The 17,644-nt window shown below is 55.0% G+C and carries 17 protein-coding genes; 9 read left to right on the top strand and 8 right to left on the bottom strand.

The annotated features are described in order from the left end of the window. Positions 1–29 precede the first annotated feature (29 nt). The 5 genes from dnaE to tilS all read left to right on the top strand — a co-directional run bounded on the left by dnaE (position 30) and on the right by tilS (position 8,520). A complete protein-coding gene (gene dnaE / locus A6013_RS18025) occupies positions 30–3,512 on the top strand; it encodes a DNA polymerase III subunit alpha (protein WP_069733529.1) in 3,483 nt (1,160 codons plus the stop codon). A gap of 12 nt (positions 3,513–3,524) precedes the next feature. After that, positions 3,525–4,484, top strand: a complete 960-nt coding sequence (accA, locus tag A6013_RS18020) for an acetyl-CoA carboxylase carboxyl transferase subunit alpha (protein ID WP_013095666.1) — start codon at positions 3,525–3,527, stop codon at positions 4,482–4,484. Between the two features lie 100 nt (positions 4,485–4,584). Beyond that, a complete protein-coding gene (locus tag A6013_RS18015; protein ID WP_028015590.1) occupies positions 4,585–6,717 on the top strand; it encodes a lysine decarboxylase LdcC in 2,133 nt (710 codons plus the stop codon). 65 nt (positions 6,718–6,782) lie between these two features. After that, a complete protein-coding gene (locus tag A6013_RS18010) occupies positions 6,783–7,172 on the top strand; it encodes a VOC family protein (RefSeq protein ID WP_069733528.1) in 390 nt (129 codons plus the stop codon). A 58-nt stretch (positions 7,173–7,230) separates the two neighbouring features. Beyond that, on the top strand, positions 7,231–8,520 hold the full coding sequence (tilS, locus tag A6013_RS18005) for a tRNA lysidine(34) synthetase TilS (RefSeq protein WP_069733527.1): 1,290 nt from the start codon (positions 7,231–7,233) through the stop codon (positions 8,518–8,520). Positions 8,521–8,548: 28 nt separating this feature from the next. Here the strand turns inward: tilS and rof are convergent, their stop codons facing one another. Then, the gene (rof, locus tag A6013_RS18000) at positions 8,549–8,809 is read right to left on the bottom strand and encodes a Rho-binding antiterminator (RefSeq protein ID WP_028015593.1); all 261 of its coding nucleotides are present in this window, start codon (positions 8,807–8,809) and stop codon (positions 8,549–8,551) included. Beyond that, on the bottom strand, positions 8,796–8,996 hold the full coding sequence (locus A6013_RS17995) for a YaeP family protein (RefSeq protein ID WP_008501889.1): 201 nt from the start codon (positions 8,994–8,996) through the stop codon (positions 8,796–8,798). Before A6013_RS17995 ends, rof begins: the two co-directional genes overlap by 14 nt. A 196-nt stretch (positions 8,997–9,192) precedes the next feature. On the opposite strand from A6013_RS17995, the gene A6013_RS17990 reads away from it, so the two are divergent. Genes A6013_RS17990 through nlpE form a run of 3 tightly spaced genes read left to right on the top strand, consistent with a single transcriptional unit; the run spans position 9,193 to position 10,890 of the window. Next, on the top strand, positions 9,193–9,738 hold the full coding sequence (locus A6013_RS17990) for a YaeQ family protein (protein ID WP_047367365.1): 546 nt from the start codon (positions 9,193–9,195) through the stop codon (positions 9,736–9,738). Next, complete coding sequence (gene arfB / locus A6013_RS17985; protein WP_028015595.1) at positions 9,735–10,157, top strand: alternative ribosome rescue aminoacyl-tRNA hydrolase ArfB; 423 nt, start codon at positions 9,735–9,737, stop codon at positions 10,155–10,157. The genes A6013_RS17990 and arfB overlap by 4 nt, the downstream gene beginning before the upstream one ends. Before the next feature lie 34 nt (positions 10,158–10,191). Beyond that, positions 10,192–10,890: an envelope stress response activation lipoprotein NlpE gene (nlpE, locus tag A6013_RS17980; protein ID WP_069733526.1), complete on the top strand. Its 699-nt coding sequence runs from the start codon at positions 10,192–10,194 to the stop codon at positions 10,888–10,890. A 47-nt stretch (positions 10,891–10,937) separates the two neighbouring features. On the opposite strand, the gene proS is transcribed toward nlpE, so the two are convergent. The 6 genes from proS to metN form a co-directional block, all read right to left on the bottom strand. Further along, entirely contained in the window at positions 10,938–12,656 is a 1,719-nt protein-coding gene (gene proS, locus A6013_RS17975; RefSeq protein WP_028015597.1) for a proline--tRNA ligase, read from the bottom strand. A 112-nt stretch (positions 12,657–12,768) separates the two neighbouring features. Further along, entirely contained in the window at positions 12,769–13,476 is a 708-nt protein-coding gene (tsaA, locus tag A6013_RS17970; protein ID WP_041911179.1) for a tRNA (N6-threonylcarbamoyladenosine(37)-N6)-methyltransferase TrmO, read from the bottom strand. Continuing rightward, entirely contained in the window at positions 13,473–13,877 is a 405-nt protein-coding gene (rcsF, locus tag A6013_RS17965; RefSeq protein ID WP_008501883.1) for an Rcs stress response system protein RcsF, read from the bottom strand. The genes tsaA and rcsF overlap by 4 nt, the downstream gene beginning before the upstream one ends. Before the next feature lie 106 nt (positions 13,878–13,983). After that, entirely contained in the window at positions 13,984–14,799 is an 816-nt protein-coding gene (metQ, locus tag A6013_RS17960; protein WP_014168729.1) for a methionine ABC transporter substrate-binding lipoprotein MetQ, read from the bottom strand. A 40-nt stretch (positions 14,800–14,839) separates the two neighbouring features. Further along, positions 14,840–15,493: a methionine ABC transporter permease MetI gene (locus A6013_RS17955; protein WP_003856130.1), complete on the bottom strand. Its 654-nt coding sequence runs from the start codon at positions 15,491–15,493 to the stop codon at positions 14,840–14,842. Then, the gene (gene metN / locus A6013_RS17950) at positions 15,486–16,517 is read right to left on the bottom strand and encodes a methionine ABC transporter ATP-binding protein MetN (protein ID WP_028015600.1); all 1,032 of its coding nucleotides are present in this window, start codon (positions 16,515–16,517) and stop codon (positions 15,486–15,488) included. The genes A6013_RS17955 and metN overlap by 8 nt, the downstream gene beginning before the upstream one ends. A gap of 188 nt (positions 16,518–16,705) precedes the next feature. Between metN and gmhB the strand changes: the two genes are divergently transcribed. Continuing rightward, a complete protein-coding gene (gmhB, locus tag A6013_RS17945; protein ID WP_028015601.1) occupies positions 16,706–17,272 on the top strand; it encodes a D-glycero-beta-D-manno-heptose 1,7-bisphosphate 7-phosphatase in 567 nt (188 codons plus the stop codon). Positions 17,273–17,644: the final 372 nt, after the last annotated feature.

The following is a 17,644-nucleotide window of genomic DNA, read 5'->3' as shown; positions in this document are numbered from 1 at the left end:
CAAGCAATTAAGTAACGCGGGATCTGAAGATGGCTGAACCACGTTTCGTACACCTGCGGGTGCATAGCGACTACTCCATGATCGATGGGCTGGCAAAGACCGGGCCGCTGGTAAAAAAGGCGGCCTCGCTTGGCATGCCTGCGCTGGCGATCACCGATTTTACCAACCTGTGCGGCCTGGTGAAGTTCTACGGGACGGCGCATAGCGCGGGGATGAAGCCTATCGTCGGTGCGGATTTCCATGTGCAGAGCGATCTCATCGGCGATGAACTGACGCAAATCTCCGTGTTGGCGATGAACAATACGGGTTACCAAAACCTCACTCTGCTTATCTCAAAAGCCTATCAGCGCGGTTATGGGGCGCTGGGTCCGTGGATTGACAGGGAATGGCTGGCTGAGCTGAACGAAGGGCTGCTGCTGATCTCCGGCGGCCGCATGGGCGATGTCGGTAAATCCCTGCTGCGCGGTAACAGCGCGCTGGTGGATCAGTGCGTCTCGTTCTATGAAGAGTACTTCCCGAATCGTTACTATCTGGAGCTGATTCGCACCGGCCGCCAGGATGAAGAGAACTATCTGCACGCTGCTGTCGCGCTGGCAGAAGAGCGCGGCTTGCCCGTGGTGGCAACGAATGACGTGCGTTTCCTGGAGTCCGGCGATTTTGATGCGCATGAAATTCGCGTCGCTATCCACGATGGCTTCACCCTCGACGATCCAAAGCGTCCGCGGAACTACTCATCGCAGCAGTATATGCGCAGCGAAGAGGAGATGTGCGAGCTCTTCTCCGACATTCCGGAAGCGCTGGAAAACAGCGTAGAGATTGCCAAGCGCTGTAACGTGACCGTGCGCCTCGGCGAATACTTCCTGCCGCAGTTTCCGACCGGGGACATGACCACGGAAGATTTCCTGGTCATGAAATCGAAAGAAGGTCTGGAAGAGCGTCTCGAATTCCTGTTCCCGGATGAAGAAGAGCGTAAAAAACGTCGTCCGGAGTATGACGAACGCCTGGATATTGAACTCCAGGTGATTAACCAGATGGGCTTCCCGGGCTACTTCCTGATCGTAATGGAGTTTATCCAGTGGTCGAAGGATAACGGCGTGCCGGTAGGTCCGGGCCGTGGCTCGGGTGCGGGCTCACTGGTGGCGTATGCGCTGAAAATTACCGACCTCGATCCGCTGGAATTTGACCTGCTGTTCGAACGTTTCCTTAACCCGGAACGTGTTTCCATGCCCGACTTCGACGTCGACTTCTGCATGGAAAAACGCGACCAGGTGATTGAGCACGTGGCCGATATGTACGGTCGTGACGCGGTTTCGCAGATCATTACCTTCGGTACCATGGCGGCGAAAGCGGTTATCCGCGACGTGGGCCGCGTGCTGGGCCACCCGTACGGTTTTGTCGATCGTATTTCAAAGCTGGTGCCGCCCGATCCGGGCATGACGCTGGCAAAAGCCTTTGAAGCCGAACCTCAGCTGCCGGAAATCTACGAAGCTGATGAAGAGGTAAAAGCGCTGATCGACATGGCGCGTAAGCTTGAAGGCGTGACGCGTAACGCCGGTAAGCATGCGGGGGGGGTGGTTATCGCCCCGACCAAAATCACCGACTTTGCACCGCTCTACTGCGACGAAGCGGGCCAGCACCCGGTCACCCAGTTCGATAAAAACGACGTGGAATACGCCGGGCTGGTGAAGTTCGACTTCCTCGGCCTGCGCACGCTGACCATCATCAACTGGGCGCTGGAGATGATCAACGCCCGCCGCGAGAAGAACGGCGAGCCGCCGCTGGATATCGCGGCCATCCCGCTGGATGACAAGAAAAGTTTCGACATGCTGCAGCGCTCGGAGACGACAGCCGTCTTCCAGCTTGAATCCCGCGGCATGAAAGATCTGATTAAACGCCTGCAGCCCGACTGCTTCGAAGATATGATCGCGCTGGTGGCCCTGTTCCGTCCGGGCCCGCTGCAGTCAGGGATGGTGGATAACTTTATCGACCGTAAACACGGGCGCGAAGAGATTTCCTACCCGGACGTGCAGTGGCAGCATGAAAGCTTGAAGCCTGTGCTGGAGCCGACCTACGGCATCATCCTGTATCAGGAACAGGTCATGCAGATCGCCCAGGTACTTTCCGGCTATACCCTTGGCGGCGCGGACATGCTGCGTCGTGCGATGGGTAAGAAAAAGCCGGAAGAGATGGCCAAGCAGCGCTCCATCTTTGAAGATGGGGCGAAGAAAAACGGCGTCGATGGCGAACTGGCGATGAAAATCTTCGACCTGGTGGAGAAATTCGCCGGGTACGGATTTAACAAATCTCACTCCGCCGCCTATGCTTTGGTTTCTTATCAAACGCTGTGGCTCAAGGCCCACTATCCCGCTGAGTTTATGGCGGCGGTAATGACCGCCGATATGGACAACACCGAGAAGGTGGTTGGCCTGGTGGACGAGTGCTGGCGCATGGGGCTGAAGATCCTGCCGCCGGATATTAACTCGGGTCTGTACCATTTCCACGTTAACGATGACGGGGAAATCGTCTACGGGATCGGCGCGATTAAAGGCGTGGGTGAGGGGCCGATCGAGGCGATCATCGAAGCGCGTAATAACGGCGGCTATTTCCGTGAGCTGTTCGATCTGTGCGCCCGTACCGATACCAAAAAACTGAACCGCCGCGTGCTGGAAAAACTGATCATGTCCGGCGCGTTTGACAGGCTGGGTCCACACCGTGCCGCGCTGATGAACTCGCTCGGCGATGCGTTGAAGGCGGCCGATCAGCATGCGAAAGCGGAGGCCATTGGCCAGGCGGATATGTTCGGCGTGCTGGCGGAAGAGCCAGAGCAGATCGAGCAGTCCTATTCCAACTGCCAGCCGTGGCCAGAACAGGTAGTACTGGATGGAGAGCGGGAAACGTTAGGTCTGTACCTGACGGGGCACCCGATCAACCAGTATCTTAAAGAAATTGAGCGCTATGTCGGCGGCCACAGGCTTAAAGACATGCATCCGACAGAACGTGGTAAAATCACCACGGCTGCGGGGCTCGTGATTGCTGCAAGGGTAATGGTCACCAAGCGCGGCAATCGTATCGGCATCTGTACGTTAGATGACCGTTCCGGGCGTCTGGAGGTGATGTTGTTCACCGACGCGCTGGATAAATACCAGCAATTGCTGGAAAAAGACCGCATACTTATCGTCAGCGGACAGGTCAGCTTTGATGACTTCAGCGGGGGGCTTAAAATGACCGCCCGCGAAGTGATGGACATTGACGAAGCCCGGGAAAAATATGCTCGCGGGCTTGCTATCTCGCTGACGGACAGGCAAATTGATGACCAGCTTTTAAACCGACTCCGTCAGTCTCTGGAACCCCACCGCTCGGGGACCATTCCAGTACATCTCTACTATCAGAGGGCGGATGCACGTGCGCGGTTGCGCTTTGGTGCAACGTGGCGTGTCTCTCCGAGCGATCGTTTACTGAACGATCTCCGTGGCCTCATTGGTTCGGAGCAGGTGGAACTGGAGTTTGACTAATACAGGAATACTATGAGTCTGAATTTCCTTGATTTCGAACAGCCGATTGCTGAGCTGGAAGCGAAAATCGATTCTCTGACAGCGGTAAGCCGTCAGGATGAAAAACTGGATATTAACATCGACGAAGAAGTGCATCGTCTGCGCGAAAAAAGCGTAGAACTGACGCGCAAAATCTTTGCCGATCTCGGCGCATGGCAGATCGCCCAGCTGGCGCGTCACCCACAGCGTCCGTACACCCTGGATTATGTCCGCCTGGCGTTTGACGAGTTTGACGAACTGGCAGGCGACCGCGCATACGCTGACGATAAAGCTATCGTCGGCGGCATCGCGCGTCTGGATGGACGTCCGGTGATGATCATTGGTCATCAGAAAGGCCGTGAAACCAAAGAGAAGATCCGTCGTAACTTCGGTATGCCTGCACCAGAAGGTTACCGTAAAGCCCTGCGTCTGATGGAGATGGCTGAGCGTTTCAATATGCCAATCATCACCTTCATCGACACCCCGGGTGCATACCCAGGCGTAGGCGCGGAAGAGCGCGGCCAGTCTGAAGCTATCGCACGCAACCTGCGCGAGATGTCTCGCCTGAAGGTTCCGGTCATCTGTACCGTTATCGGTGAGGGTGGTTCTGGCGGTGCGCTGGCGATTGGCGTGGGCGATAAAGTGAATATGCTGCAGTACAGCACCTATTCCGTTATCTCCCCGGAAGGCTGTGCGTCCATTCTGTGGAAAAGCGCCGACAAAGCGCCGCTGGCCGCTGAAGCGATGGGCATCATTGCGCCGCGTCTGAAAGAGCTGAAGTTGATCGACACCGTTATCCCGGAACCGCTGGGCGGCGCGCATCGTAAGCCGGAAGTGATGGCTGCTTCCCTGAAAGCACAGCTGCTGGCCGACCTGGCCGATCTGGACGTCCTGAGCAAAGAAGACCTGCTCAACCGTCGTTACCAGCGTCTGATGACCTACGGTTACGCGTAAGCTTCACAATTATCTGAAAAGCCGCACATTGTTGCGGCTTTTTTTATACCTGCCGTTTACCTTAACTATGCTTATCTGATGTTTTTCAAGGAGGTAAACCATGAACATCATTGCCATCATGGGGCCACACGGCGTCTTTTATAAAGACGAGCCCATCAAGGAGCTGGAGCAAGCTCTTAAAGCGCGCGGATATCAGCTGATCTGGCCGCAAAACAGCGCCGATCTGCTGAAATTCATCGAACATAATCCGCGCATCTGTGGCGTGATATTCGACTGGGACGAATACGACATGGAGCTGTGCAGCGAGATCAACAGGCTGAATGAGTACCTTCCGCTCTACGCCTTTATCAACACTCACTCGACCATGGACGTCAGCGCGCACGATATGCGCATGGCGCTGTGGTTCTTCGAATACTCGCTCGGCGTGGCCGAGGACATTGCGACCCGCATTCAGCAGTACACCGGTGAATACCTGGATAACATCACGCCGCCGTTTACGCGCGCGCTGTTCACCTATGTGAAAGAGGGGAAATACACCTTCTGTACGCCGGGACACATGGCCGGAACGGCCTATCAAAAAAGCCCGGTGGGGTGTCTGTTCTATGATTTCTTCGGCGGCAACACCCTGAAAGCAGACGTGTCGATTTCAGTGACAGAACTGGGTTCTCTGCTGGATCACACCGGCCCGCATCTGGAAGCCGAAGAGTATATCGCCCGCACCTTTGGTGCCGAGCAGAGCTATATGGTGACCAACGGCACCTCGACGTCGAACAAAATCGTCGGGATGTACGCCGCGCCAACCGGAAGCACGTTGCTGATTGACCGTAACTGCCATAAATCGCTGGCGCACCTGCTGATGATGAGCGACGTCGTTCCGATCTGGCTGTCACCCACGCGTAACGCGCTCGGTATCCTCGGCGGCATTCCGCGCCGGGAGTTCACGCACCAGGCCATCGAAAGTAAGGTTGCGGCGATCCCCGACGCAAGCTGGCCTGTCCATGCGGTAATCACCAACTCCACCTATGACGGTCTGCTGTATAACACGAACTGGATCAAGCAGACGCTGGACGTACCGTCGATCCACTTCGATTCCGCGTGGGTGCCCTATACCAACTTCCACCCGATTTACTCGGGCAAAAGCGGGATGAGCGGCGAGCGCGTGCCGGGCAAGGTATTTTTCGAAACGCAGTCGACGCACAAAATGCTGGCCGCGTTTTCGCAGGCTTCGTTAATCCATATTAAAGGCGAGTACGACGAGGATACGTTTAACGAAGCCTTTATGATGCACACCACCACCTCACCGAGCTATCCGCTAGTGGCCTCTATCGAGACGGCGGCGGCGATGCTGCGCGGCAATCCGGGTAAACGCCTGATTAACCGCTCGGTGGAACGGGCGCTGCATTTCCGTAAAGAGGTCCAGCGGCTGAAGGATGAGGCCGACGGCTGGTTCTTCGATATCTGGCAGCCGGAAGAGATCGACGAGGCGGAGTGCTGGCCCGTCGCGCCGGGAGAGAGCTGGCACGGCTTCCGGGATGCCGATGCGGACCACATGTTTCTCGATCCTGTGAAGGTGACGATCCTGACGCCGGGCATGGACGAACAGGGCGTGATGGGCGAGGAGGGGATCCCTGCTGCACTGGTAGCGAAGTTCCTTGACGAGCGCGGCGTGGTGGTGGAAAAAACCGGTCCTTACAATCTGCTGTTCCTGTTCAGCATCGGGATCGATAAAACTCGGGCGATGGGTTTGCTCCGCGGGCTGATGGAGTTCAAGCGCGCCTACGATCTGAACCTGCGGGTGAAGAACATGCTGCCGGATCTCTACGCGGAAGATCCTGACTTCTATCGCAACATGCGTATTCAGGATCTGGCCCAGGGGATCCACCGGCTGATCCGTCAGCACGATCTGCCGCGCCTGATGCTACAGGCGTTTGACGTCCTGCCTGACATGAAGCTGACGCCGCACAAGGCCTGGCAGCGGCAGGTGAAAGGCGAAGTCGAAACCGTTGAGCTGGAAAATTTGGTCGGGCGGGTATCGGCCAACATGATCCTACCGTATCCGCCGGGCGTGCCGCTGCTGATGCCGGGTGAGATGATCACCGAGGAGAGCCGGGCGGTGCTCGATTTTCTGCTGATGCTCTGTTCGGTAGGACGTCACTATCCAGGCTTTGAAACGGATATCCACGGCGCGAAACGCGATGAAAACGGCGTGTACTGGGTGCGAGTCCTAAAATAAAGGTGACCGCTTGCCAGGTGTGGGTTTTCGGTTGTAACGTTCAGGCATCATAAAAAGGAGAAGCTATGCTGGGTTTAAAAGCGGTTCACCATATTGCGATTATCGCCACCGATTATGCGAAAAGTAAGGCCTTCTACTGCGACATTCTTGGGTTTACGCTCATGAGCGAGGCCTACCGCGAGGAGCGTGACTCCTGGAAGGGCGATCTCGCGCTAAAGGGGCAGTATGTGATTGAGCTGTTCTCTTTTCCTTTCCCGCCTTCACGTCCGTCCCGCCCGGAAGCCTGCGGCCTGCGTCATCTGGCTTTCAGCGTTGATGACCTTGATAGCGCAGTGAAACACCTGGAAGCGCACGGCGTGACGTGCGAGGCGATTCGCGTCGATCCGTTTACCAACAAGCGGTTTACCTTTTTTAACGACCCGGACGGCCTGCCGCTGGAGCTTTACCAGCAGTAATGTTTGTCCTGTGTGATAATGCCCGCTCAGTTCGGGCATTTTTTATGTGTAATTTCCTATGACCTTACCCGCTATCGCACAAGCCGTTTCACCGTACCGCCAGCTGCTGGTGGGGTTTAGCGGTGGCCTGGATTCCACCGTGTTGCTGCATCGCCTTAAGCTCTGGCGCGACCGGGACCCTGGCGTCCAGCTTCGGGCTATACATATCCACCACGGACTAAGCCGTCATGCAGAGGATTGGGTGGCGCACTGTGAAGCCTTGTGTGAGGCGTGGGCTATCCCGCTCATCGTTGAGCGCGTCACGCTTGCTGATGAAGGATTGGGTATTGAGGCGCAGGCGCGTAAAGCCCGCTATACCGCTTTTGCCGGCGTATTGCTGCCCGGCGAAGCGCTGGTCACGGCGCAGCATCTGGACGATCAGTGCGAAACCTTTTTGCTGGCGCTTAAGCGGGGCAGCGGACCCGCGGGGCTTTCCGCCATGCCGGCACGTTCTGATTTTGCCGGAACGCAATTATTGCGTCCGTTGCTTGGCGAGACACGCGCGTCGCTGGAAGCCTGGGCGCGAGAACATCAGCTGAGCTGGATCGAAGATGAGAGCAACCAGGACGACAGCTATGATCGTAACTTCCTGCGTCTGCGCGTCCTCCCGCTTTTAAGCGAGCGCTGGCCGCATTTCGCCGACGCGACGGCAAGAAGCGCTATGCTGTGTGCCGAACAGGAAAGCCTGCTGGATGAGTTACTCAGCGAGGAGCTGTCTGACCTCATTTCAGAAGACGGTGCGCTGGCAATTGCGCCTCTGGAGGCTATAAGCCCGGCGCATCGGGCCGCGCTGTTACGTCGCTGGCTCGCCACGCATCATGCTGCGATGCCGTCGCGGGCAATGCTTAGCCGTATCTGGGACGAAGTCGCGCAGGCGCGGGAAGATTCTTCCCCCTGCGTACACCTGAGTGGATATGAGGTCAGACGCTATAAAGGCAAACTCTGGTGGGTAAAATACTCCCCCTCGCTGACCGATGTGGTGCTTCACTGGACCTCACCAGAGGCACCGCTGATATTGCCCCAGGACGCGGGGAGTGTCTCTCTGATGCCGACTGGTCATGTGCGTCTGCCAAAGCCCGGAGAATCCGTCAGCGTGCGCTTTAAGGTTGGCGGCTTGCTGCATATCGTCGGACGCAACGGGGGACGGAAGCTGAAAAAGATATGGCAGGAGTACAACGTGCCGCCGTGGCTGCGCGACACCACGCCGCTGCTGTTCTACGGTGAAACGCTGATTGCTGCTGCAGGGGTGTTCATCACGGAAGAGGGGTGGACAGAAGAGGGTGCCAGCTTCGAGTGGCGGAAAGCGTAACGGGCAGCCCGGCTGCCCGTTAATGTCATCAGGATTCGCTCACCACGACGGTGCCGATTTGCGGGTGGCTGAAGCTGGCTATTTTGTCCAGACGCAGCTCGCGCGTCGCACCGGCATCTTCCACGACCAGGTATTCCACATTCTTGCGTGAAAGTAGATCGCTGGCCTTCGCCTTCAACACTTCGCCATCTTTTAGCTCCAGCGTCAGTATTAAATGATGCTGGCAGGCGAGTTCGAGGTTGTCATAGTCATCACAATTGATGGGTTGATAAGTATCATTCATCGACATAATCGCTCACCAGTAAATTCGCCGCAGCATACGCTGCTTTTTCCCTGACCGACTCTGAAAGGCTCTCATCAGAGGCCACTTCATTAAGCACCTTCAATACACAGCCCAACGCGTCCGGGACATACCCCAGATCTCCGCTGGCGATTTCCGCATACCGTTTGCGAATTAACTCACAATAATTATTCACATCCCCTCCCGCCAGCGCACTGACTTACTGTGAGATATCATTAAGCCTACGAAGATAAACTCGGTTTAGCAAGGTGACTATACCATACTCATTTAAGCAATATCAGCGCCTTGATAGCGGTGTATTTATTACTCGGTAACAGCCTTTTGCCTCCGTTTTCGCTACAATGTGCGGCTGATTCGAATGGAGTTCTCTCATGGCGCTGAAAGCGACAATTTATAAAGCAGTGGTCAACGTGGCCGATCTTGATCGCAACCAGTTTCTGGACGCGTCGCTTACGCTGGCACGCCACCCCTCCGAAACACAGGAGCGTATGATGCTGCGCCTGCTGGCGTGGATTAAGTATGCTGATGAACGTCTGCAGTTTACCCGTGGGTTGAGCGCGGAAGACGAGCCTGAAGCCTGGCTGCGCAACGACCATCTGGGGATCGATTTATGGATTGAACTCGGTCTGCCGGACGAGCGCAGGATTAAAAAGGCGTGTACTCAGTCTGCGGAAGTGGCGTTATTCGCCTATAACCAGCGCGCGGCGGAGATTTGGTGGCAGCAAAATAAGAATAAATGCGCGCAGTTTAAAAATCTCGCCGTCTGGTATCTGGATGATGAACAGCTGGCGCAGCTGAGCGAGTTCGCCAGCCGGACGATGGCGCTGCAGGCAACGATCCAGGACGGAGCCATCTGGCTTTCTGATTCTCAGAATAATCTGGAAATTCATCTGACAGCCTGGCAGCCTGCGTCATGATCGTCTTGTCCCGAAGCGTCAGTATCCCTGATAGCGAGCTGGAGATCGCCGCCATCCGTGCTCAGGGCGCGGGCGGGCAGCACGTCAACAAGGCGTCGACGGCTATCCATTTGCGTTTTGACATTCGGGCCTCAAGCCTGCCAGAGTATTATAAAGAAAGTCTGCTTGCCGCCAGCCATCACTTGATCACCAGCGATGGCGTGATTGTGATCAAAGCCCAGGAGTACCGCAGCCAGGAATTAAACCGGGAAGCGGCGCTAGCCAGGCTGGTGGCGGTCATCAAAGAGTTAACGGCAGTACAAAAAAGCCGCCGGGCAACGCGGCCAACCCGCGCATCGAAAGAGCGTCGGCTGTCCTCGAAAGCCCAAAAATCCACAGTGAAAGCATTACGCGGTAAAGTTCGTCGCCCGATGGAGTGACGAAAGGGAACACAATTTTCATAAGGAATTCATTGTGAAAAAAGCATTATTTTCAGCGCTGGCAGTGAGTACATTGTTTGCGCTTTTCGGGTGTAACAACCGTTATGAAACGCAGGTTTTGCAGCCAGCGCAGAATGAAGAGTTAAAGCCAATGCAGCAGAGCTGGCGCGGCGTATTGCCTTGCGCGGACTGCGAAGGCATTGAAACGTCACTGTTCCTGCAAAAAGACGGTACCTGGGTGATGAACCAGCGCTATCAGGGCGCGAAAGAACCTTCTTCATTTGCCACCTACGGGACATGGGCGCGTACGGCGGAGAAGCTGGTCCTGACGGATACCTCCGGTGACAAAACCTGGTTCCGCCCAAAAGGTGAGAACATGGAAATGCTCGACCGGGAAGGCAATCCGATTGAATCCCAGCTCAACTACACGCTGACGCCGGTGAAAGCGGCGCTGCCAGCCACGCCAATGGCGATGCGGGGGATGTATTTCTATATGGCGGATGCGGCGATCTTTACCGACTGCGCTACCGGTAAGAAAGTCAGCGTGGCAAACAATGCGCAGCTGGAACGTGATTACGCCGTGGCGCGCGGCAATGACAGCAAGCCGGTATTGCTGACGGTTGACGGCCACTTTACGCTGGAGCCAAACCCGGATAGCGGGGAGATGGTGAAAACGCTGGTGGCAGATAAAGACGCGAAGTTTGTCGCGGATAAAGACTGTAACAGTAAATAAATTGACGTTGAGCCATTAAAAAACCCCGCCAGAGCGGGGTTTTTTGTTTAGCCTTTGATGGCTTTCACCAGGTAATCAAGGATATCGCCGGTCTTGATCATCTGTTTTTCGCCGCTGCGACGGTATTTGTATTCAATCTCATCGCTGTCGAGGTTACGGTCGCCGATGACGACGGTGTGCGGGATACCGATCAGTTCCATATCGGCAAACATCACGCCCGGACGCTCTTTACGGTCATCCATCAGCACTTCGATACCCTGAGCGCGCAGCTCGGCGTACAGCTTCTCGGCCAGCTCCTGCACGCGGTAAGACTTGTGCATGTTCATTGGCAGAATGGCCACCTGGAACGGCGCGATATTGTCCGGCCAGACGATGCCGCGCTCGTCGTAGTTCTGCTCGATGGCCGCAGCCACCACGCGCGTTACCCCGATACCGTAGCAGCCCATGGTCAGGATCTGGTTACGGCCATCTTCACCCTGAACGGCGGCGTTCAGCGCACGAGAGTATTTATCACCCAGCTGGAAGATGTGGCCCACTTCGATACCGCGCTTGATCATCAGCGTACCCTGGCCGTCCGGGCTTGGATCGCCTGCAACCACGTTACGGATGTCTGCCACTTCTGGGGTCGCTACGTCGCGATCCCAGTTGATGCCGAAGTAATGTTTACCGTCGATGTTAGCACCCGCGGAGAAATCGCTCATTGCAGCAACCGTGCGGTCAATAACGACAGGAACCGGCATATTCACCGGACCGAGAGAGCCTGGGCCGGCATTCACGACGGCGCGGATTTCCGCTTCCGTGGCGAACGTCAACGGGCTGGCGACCTGCGGCAGCTTTTCCGCTTTCACTTCGTTCAGTTCATGATCGCCACGCACCAGCAGGGCAACCAGCGGGTAAGCGCTGCCTTCGGTGGATTTCACCAGCAGCGTTTTCACGGTTTTTTCGACTGGCAGACTGAACTGCTCAACCAGCTCGGCGATGGTTTTCGCATTTGGCGTATCAACCAGCGTCATCTCTTGCGTTGCCGCGCCGCGAGGTTCTTTTGGTGCCAGCGCTTCTGCAAATTCGATGTTCGCCGCGTAGTCTGAAGAGTCAGAGAAGATCACATCGTCTTCACCGCTCTGCGCCAGAACCTGGAACTCATGGGACGCGCTACCGCCGATGGAGCCGGTATCAGCCTGCACAGCGCGGAAATCCAGACCCATGCGGGAGAAGATTTTGCTGTAAGCCTCGTACATTTTGTCGTAGGTCTCTTGCAGCGATTCTTGTGACGTATGGAAAGAGTAGGCATCTTTCATCAGGAATTCGCGAGAGCGCATCACGCCGAAACGTGGGCGCACTTCGTCACGGAACTTGGTCTGGATCTGGAAGAAGTTCAACGGCAGCTGTTTGTAAGAGCTCAGCTCATTACGAATCAGATCGGTAATGACTTCTTCATGCGTTGGACCGAGAACGAATGGACGCTCGCCGCGATCGACGAAGCGCAGCAGTTCTGGGCCATATTGCTCCCAACGACCGCTCTCCTGCCACAGGTCAGCGGGCTGAACCACGGGCATGGACACCTCGATAGCACCGGCGTTGTTCATCTCTTCACGCACGATGTTTTCGACTTTTTTCAGGACGCGCACGCCGGTCGGCAGCCAGGTGTATAACCCGGAGGCCAGCTTGCGGATCATCCCGGCGCGCAGCATCAGCTGATGGCTGATCACTTCGGCGTCGGCAGGTGTCTCCTTCAGAGTGGAGAGCAGATATTGGCTAGTACGCATGTTGTTACGGTTCCATTTCGACGATTGGAACAGGCTGAAACGCCAGCCTGACACAAAAAAAGTGGTTTAGTTTACCAGTGTGGCAAAGATGCCAAAAGAGAGGAGAACAAAATTACCTGGGTTCAAGGGCAAACACTTCGAAACCTGCCCCAGTGACGCGCCAGCGCACGTTAAAATCCAGCAGCCAGACGGCGTACGTCTTTCCTGCTTCCTCTTCTTTACGGTAGGCCGGACGGGGGTCCTGTGCCAGAACTTCAGTGATGAAATGCCGTAAGCGAGGATAGCGTTTCTCCAGCTGACTCAGCTGTAAGGCTATCTCAGGCGTAAACGAGACTGGCATATCCGCCTGCGGTGCGTCCTGAGCGTAGCTTGCACGCGCATTCGGGAGGGATTCGGCGAAAGGCAAATAGGGTTTAATGTCGATAACCGGCGTGCCGTCAACCAGGTCCAGGCTGCCCAGCTCAAGGATGACCTGATCCTTCTGGCAACGTATGCCTTTCAGTTCAACCAGCGACATCCCGATCGGATTTGGGCGGAAGGTTGAACGAGTCGCAAACACGCCCATTCTCGCATTTCCGCCCAGGCGCGGGGGACGCACGGTGGGACGCCAGCCGCCTTCCATTGTCTGGTGAAAAACAAATACCACCCATAAGTGACTGAAAGACTCGAGCCCGCGTACCGCATCGGCCTGGTTATAAGGTGCCTGAAGATGAAGCTCGCCGCTGCCGCTGGTGACCAGACCGGGCTGGCGGGGCACGGCGAACTTCTCTTTATACGGAGAGTGGATAACGCCTATTTGCTCAAACTGAAATGCACTCATTTCGCCGTAATGTTCAGCGCAGAACCGATGCAAACCGCCTGACGGTAGCAGCCCGGCGTGCCGCTGGTGACTTCGCAGCTGTGCAGCAGCACCGCGTTAGCTTTCATTTTTGCGGCGTTAATCTGCATGCGTTTACGCGCAGTCGGGATATTCGGTGGAGAGTCCTGATTGGTTGCCTGACAGGATTCACCGCTCACTTCACCCAGTTCACGGAACGGTTTGCCGACCAGTTCGTCAGCCTTGGTGATAATGCGAACCGGCGCAGGGCGAACCACTTTCGGTTTTGCAGGCTCTGTTTTTGGCGGGGTTGCCGTGCTTTGAACGGGTTCAACAGGAGATCTGCTTAGCATAGAACAGCCGCTCAGCATGAGTGCTAAAAGACAGATCGGTAAAGCACGCATAATAATTCCTCAATGGATAATCAAAACGTCAGATATTGAATCAGGTGACTGCACAAATGACAAGACGGGCATAAGCCCGTCCTGATGATATTACACTGAGGTGAGATTACCAGCCTTTAACAGCGCCGCCGTTAAACACTTTGTTGGCTTCCTGGTAAACTTCGTCTGACTGATAGGCCTGGACGAACTTCTTCACGTTTTCCGCGTCTTTGTTATCTTCGCGAGTCACGATCAGGTTAACGTACGGAGAGTCTTTATCTTCAACGAAGATACCGTCTTTCGCTGGCGTCAGGCCAATCTGGCTGGCGTAAGTGGTGTTGATAACGGCCAGGGCAATCTGCGCATCGTCCAGAGAACGCGGCAGCTGCGGTGCTTCCAGTTCAACAATTTTCAGATTTTTCGGGTTCTCGGTGACATCCAGAACGGTTGGCAGCAGGCCAACGCCGTCTTTCAGTTTGATCAGGCCCACTTTCTGCAGCAGCAGCAGGGAGCGTCCGAGGTTGGTTGGATCGTTAGGCACGGCTACCTGAGAACCCGGCTGCAGTTCGTCCAGCGATTTAATTTTCTTGGAGTAGCCTGCAATCGGGTAGACGAAGGTGTTACCCACGCCAACCAGCTTATAGCCGCGATCTTTGATCTGCTGATCCAGGTATGGCTTATGCTGGAAGGCGTTGGCGTCGATATCGCCTTTGCTCAGCGCTTCGTTCGGCAGAACGTAATCGTTGAAGGTTACGAGCTCAACGTCCAGACCGTATTTTTCTTTCGCCACTTTCTGAGCAACTTCAGCAACCTGCTGTTCTGCACCTACGATAACGCCCACTTTAATATGGTTTGGATCTTTTTCGTCCTGACCGCAACCCACCAGTGCCAGAGATCCAATCAGCGCGCCTACTGCTGCAAAGGTCTTTAATTTAAACGCCATGTTTTATCCTTAACTCGTCGAGTTTGTGTTGTGTGTAACGTTATTTGTGAGTAACAGCCCGGACGATGCGATCGCCAGAGAACTGGATTAAGTAAACCAGAACAACCAGCAATACCAGAACGGTATTCATCACGGTAGCGTTATATCCAATATAGCCGTACTGATAACCAATCTGTCCTAAACCGCCAGCGCCTACGGCACCGCCCATCGCGGAATACCCTACCAGAGTAATAAGCGTAATCGTTGCCGCGTTCACCAGGCCCGGCAGTGCTTCAGGCAGCAGAACCTTGCGGACGATCTGCATAGGTGTTGCCCCCATTGCACGAGAAGCTTCAATCAAACCGGTTGGGATCTCCAGCAGGGCGTTCTCCACCATACGGGCGATAAACGGCGCAGCGCCTACGGTCAGCGGAACGATAGCCGCCTGCAGACCAATCGATGTGCCGACGATCACGCGGGTAAAAGGAATCATCCACACCAGCAGAATAATAAACGGGATGGAACGGAAGATATTCACCAGCGCGGAGAGCGTACGGTAGAGCTTCGCGTTCTCAATGATTTGACCCGGACGCGTCACGTACAGCAGTACGCCTACCGGCAGGCCAATCACAAAACCAAAGAAACCCGATACAAAGGTCATTGCCAGCGTTTCCCAAACGCCGCGAACCAGTAGCCACATCATCGGCTCAGACATAACCCAGTACCTCTACTTTTACATGATGTTCTTGCAGCCAGGCGATTGCGGCCTGGGTTTCTTCTTGAGTGCCGTGCATTTCCGTCAGCATGATGCCGAACTTCACGCCACCGGCGTAATCCATCTGCGCGCTAATAATGTTGTTGTTCACGTTAAAGCGACGCGCGGTTTCGGAAAGCAGAGGGGCATCAACAGACTGACCGGTGAATTCCATACGCAACATCGGGACGCTGTCCGCCGTTGCCTCGGTTTTCAAACGCTCCAGATAATCTTCTGGAATATCCAGATGCAGCGTGGACTGAATAAACTGCTGCGCCAGCGGCGTTTTCGGATGGGAAAATACTTCGCTTACCGTGTCCTGCTCGATCAGTTCACCGTTGCTAATGACCGCCACGCAGTCGCAGATGCGTTTCACCACGTCCATCTCGTGCGTAATAAGGAGGATCGTCAGGCCCAGGCGACGGTTAATGTCCTTCAGCAGTTCCAGAATAGAACGTGTGGTGGCCGGATCCAGTGCGCTGGTAGCTTCGTCGCACAGCAGTACTTTTGGGTTGCTGGCCAGCGCGCGAGCAATAGCAACACGCTGCTTCTGCCCACCGGACAGATTTGCCGGGTAGCTATCATGCTTATCACCCAGACCCACGAGGTCGAGCAGTTCGGTAACGCGACGCTTCACTTCTTCTTTCGGCGTGTTATCCAGCTCCAGCGGTAAGGCGACGTTGCCGAACACCGTGCGGGAAGCCAGCAGGTTAAAGTGCTGGAAGATCATGCCAATTTGACGGCGCGCTTTGGTGAGTTCTTTTTCTGAAAGGGCGGTAAGTTCCTGACCGCCAACTTCTACGCTGCCCTGGGTTGGGCGCTCAAGCAGGTTAACACAACGGATCAGCGTGCTTTTACCCGCACCCGATGCGCCAATGACGCCATAAATTTGACCAGCAGGAACATGCAGGCTGACGTTGTTCAGCGCCTGAATGGTTCGGTTCCCCTGCTGGAACACTTTGGTGATATTGGAAAGTTTAATCATTAGATTATTTTTATCGTATGTAAGTTAGCCGTGGCATTTTCTTCTGCCAGATACGGGTGATGACCGTAAACAAAACGGATGTTAAGGCATCCAGACGTCTAAATCAATCCAACTCTGTACGATGAGCACTTTATTGCGCTGCGATTCATGAGATACTAGCTCAACAGGCCTTTTTCAGGAGCAAACCGGTGGCAAAATCAGTACCCGCAATTTTTCTCGACCGTGATGGCACTATTAATGTGGATCACGGTTATGTGCATGAGATCGATGAATTCGAATTTATCGACGGCGTTATAGAGGCAATGCGCCAGCTAAAAGAGATGGGCTATGCGCTGGTGGTCGTAACGAACCAGTCCGGCATCGCGCGCGGTAAGTTCACCGAAGCGCAGTTTGAGACGCTGACGGAATGGATGGACTGGTCGCTGGCCGATCGCGGGGTCGATCTTGATGGCATTTACTACTGCCCGCACCACCCGCAGGGAACGGTAGAAGAGTATCGTCAGACCTGCGACTGCCGTAAACCGCATCCGGGCATGTTTAACTCTGCGCAGGAGTTCTTGCACATTGATATGGCTGCTTCTTATATGGTGGGCGATAAGCTGGAAGATATGCAGGCAGCGGCAGCGGCGGGAGTGGGTACCAAAATATTAGTGCGTACCGGTAAGCCCGTAACGCCAGAAGCAGAAAGTGCAGCGGATTGGGTGATTAATAGTCTGGCAGAGCTGCCAAAAGAGATAAAAAAGCATCAGAAATAGCCTTTTTGGCGAAAAGGTGAGCGGTCGAAATAAAAATGCATATTTCCGCTTGTCATTCCTCGGCAGCTCCCTATAATGCGCCTCCATCGACACGGCGGATGTGAATCACTTCACAGTTAACCCGGTCGGTTGAAGAGAAAAATCCTGAAATAACGGGTTGACTCTGAAAGAGGAAAGCGTAATATACGCCACCTCGCAACGGTGAGCTGAAAGCCGCGTTGCAACTGCTCTTTAACAATTTATCAGACAATCTGTGTGGGCACTCAAAGTGACATGGATTCTTAACGTCCTCGGACGAAAAATGAATACCAAGTCTCTGAGTGAACATACGTAATTCATTACGAAGTTTAATTCACGAGCATCAAACTTAAA

It is taken from the genome of Enterobacter sp. IF2SW-B1 (genome assembly GCF_001743375.1).
Lineage (GTDB): Bacteria > Pseudomonadota > Gammaproteobacteria > Enterobacterales > Enterobacteriaceae > Enterobacter > Enterobacter bugandensis.
Note: the sequence above shows the minus strand (reverse complement) of the source record. Positions and strands in the feature narration are given on the sequence as shown.

Coding starts and splice junctions, on each gene's coding strand:
- dnaE (WP_069733529.1), top strand. CDS start 30: ATGGCTGAACCACGTTTCGTACACCTGCGGGTGCATAGCGACTACTCC.
- accA (WP_013095666.1), top strand. CDS start 3,525: ATGAGTCTGAATTTCCTTGATTTCGAACAGCCGATTGCTGAGCTGGAA.
- A6013_RS18015 (WP_028015590.1), top strand. CDS start 4,585: ATGAACATCATTGCCATCATGGGGCCACACGGCGTCTTTTATAAAGAC.
- A6013_RS18010 (WP_069733528.1), top strand. CDS start 6,783: ATGCTGGGTTTAAAAGCGGTTCACCATATTGCGATTATCGCCACCGAT.
- tilS (WP_069733527.1), top strand. CDS start 7,231: ATGACCTTACCCGCTATCGCACAAGCCGTTTCACCGTACCGCCAGCTG.
- rof (WP_028015593.1), bottom strand. CDS start 8,809: ATGTCGATGAATGATACTTATCAACCCATCAATTGTGATGACTATGAC.
- A6013_RS17990 (WP_047367365.1), top strand. CDS start 9,193: ATGGCGCTGAAAGCGACAATTTATAAAGCAGTGGTCAACGTGGCCGAT.
- arfB (WP_028015595.1), top strand. CDS start 9,735: ATGATCGTCTTGTCCCGAAGCGTCAGTATCCCTGATAGCGAGCTGGAG.
- proS (WP_028015597.1), bottom strand. CDS start 12,656: ATGCGTACTAGCCAATATCTGCTCTCCACTCTGAAGGAGACACCTGCC.
- tsaA (WP_041911179.1), bottom strand. CDS start 13,476: ATGAGTGCATTTCAGTTTGAGCAAATAGGCGTTATCCACTCTCCGTAT.
- rcsF (WP_008501883.1), bottom strand. CDS start 13,877: ATGCGTGCTTTACCGATCTGTCTTTTAGCACTCATGCTGAGCGGCTGT.
- metQ (WP_014168729.1), bottom strand. CDS start 14,799: ATGGCGTTTAAATTAAAGACCTTTGCAGCAGTAGGCGCGCTGATTGGA.
- A6013_RS17955 (WP_003856130.1), bottom strand. CDS start 15,493: ATGTCTGAGCCGATGATGTGGCTACTGGTTCGCGGCGTTTGGGAAACG.
- metN (WP_028015600.1), bottom strand. CDS start 16,517: ATGATTAAACTTTCCAATATCACCAAAGTGTTCCAGCAGGGGAACCGA.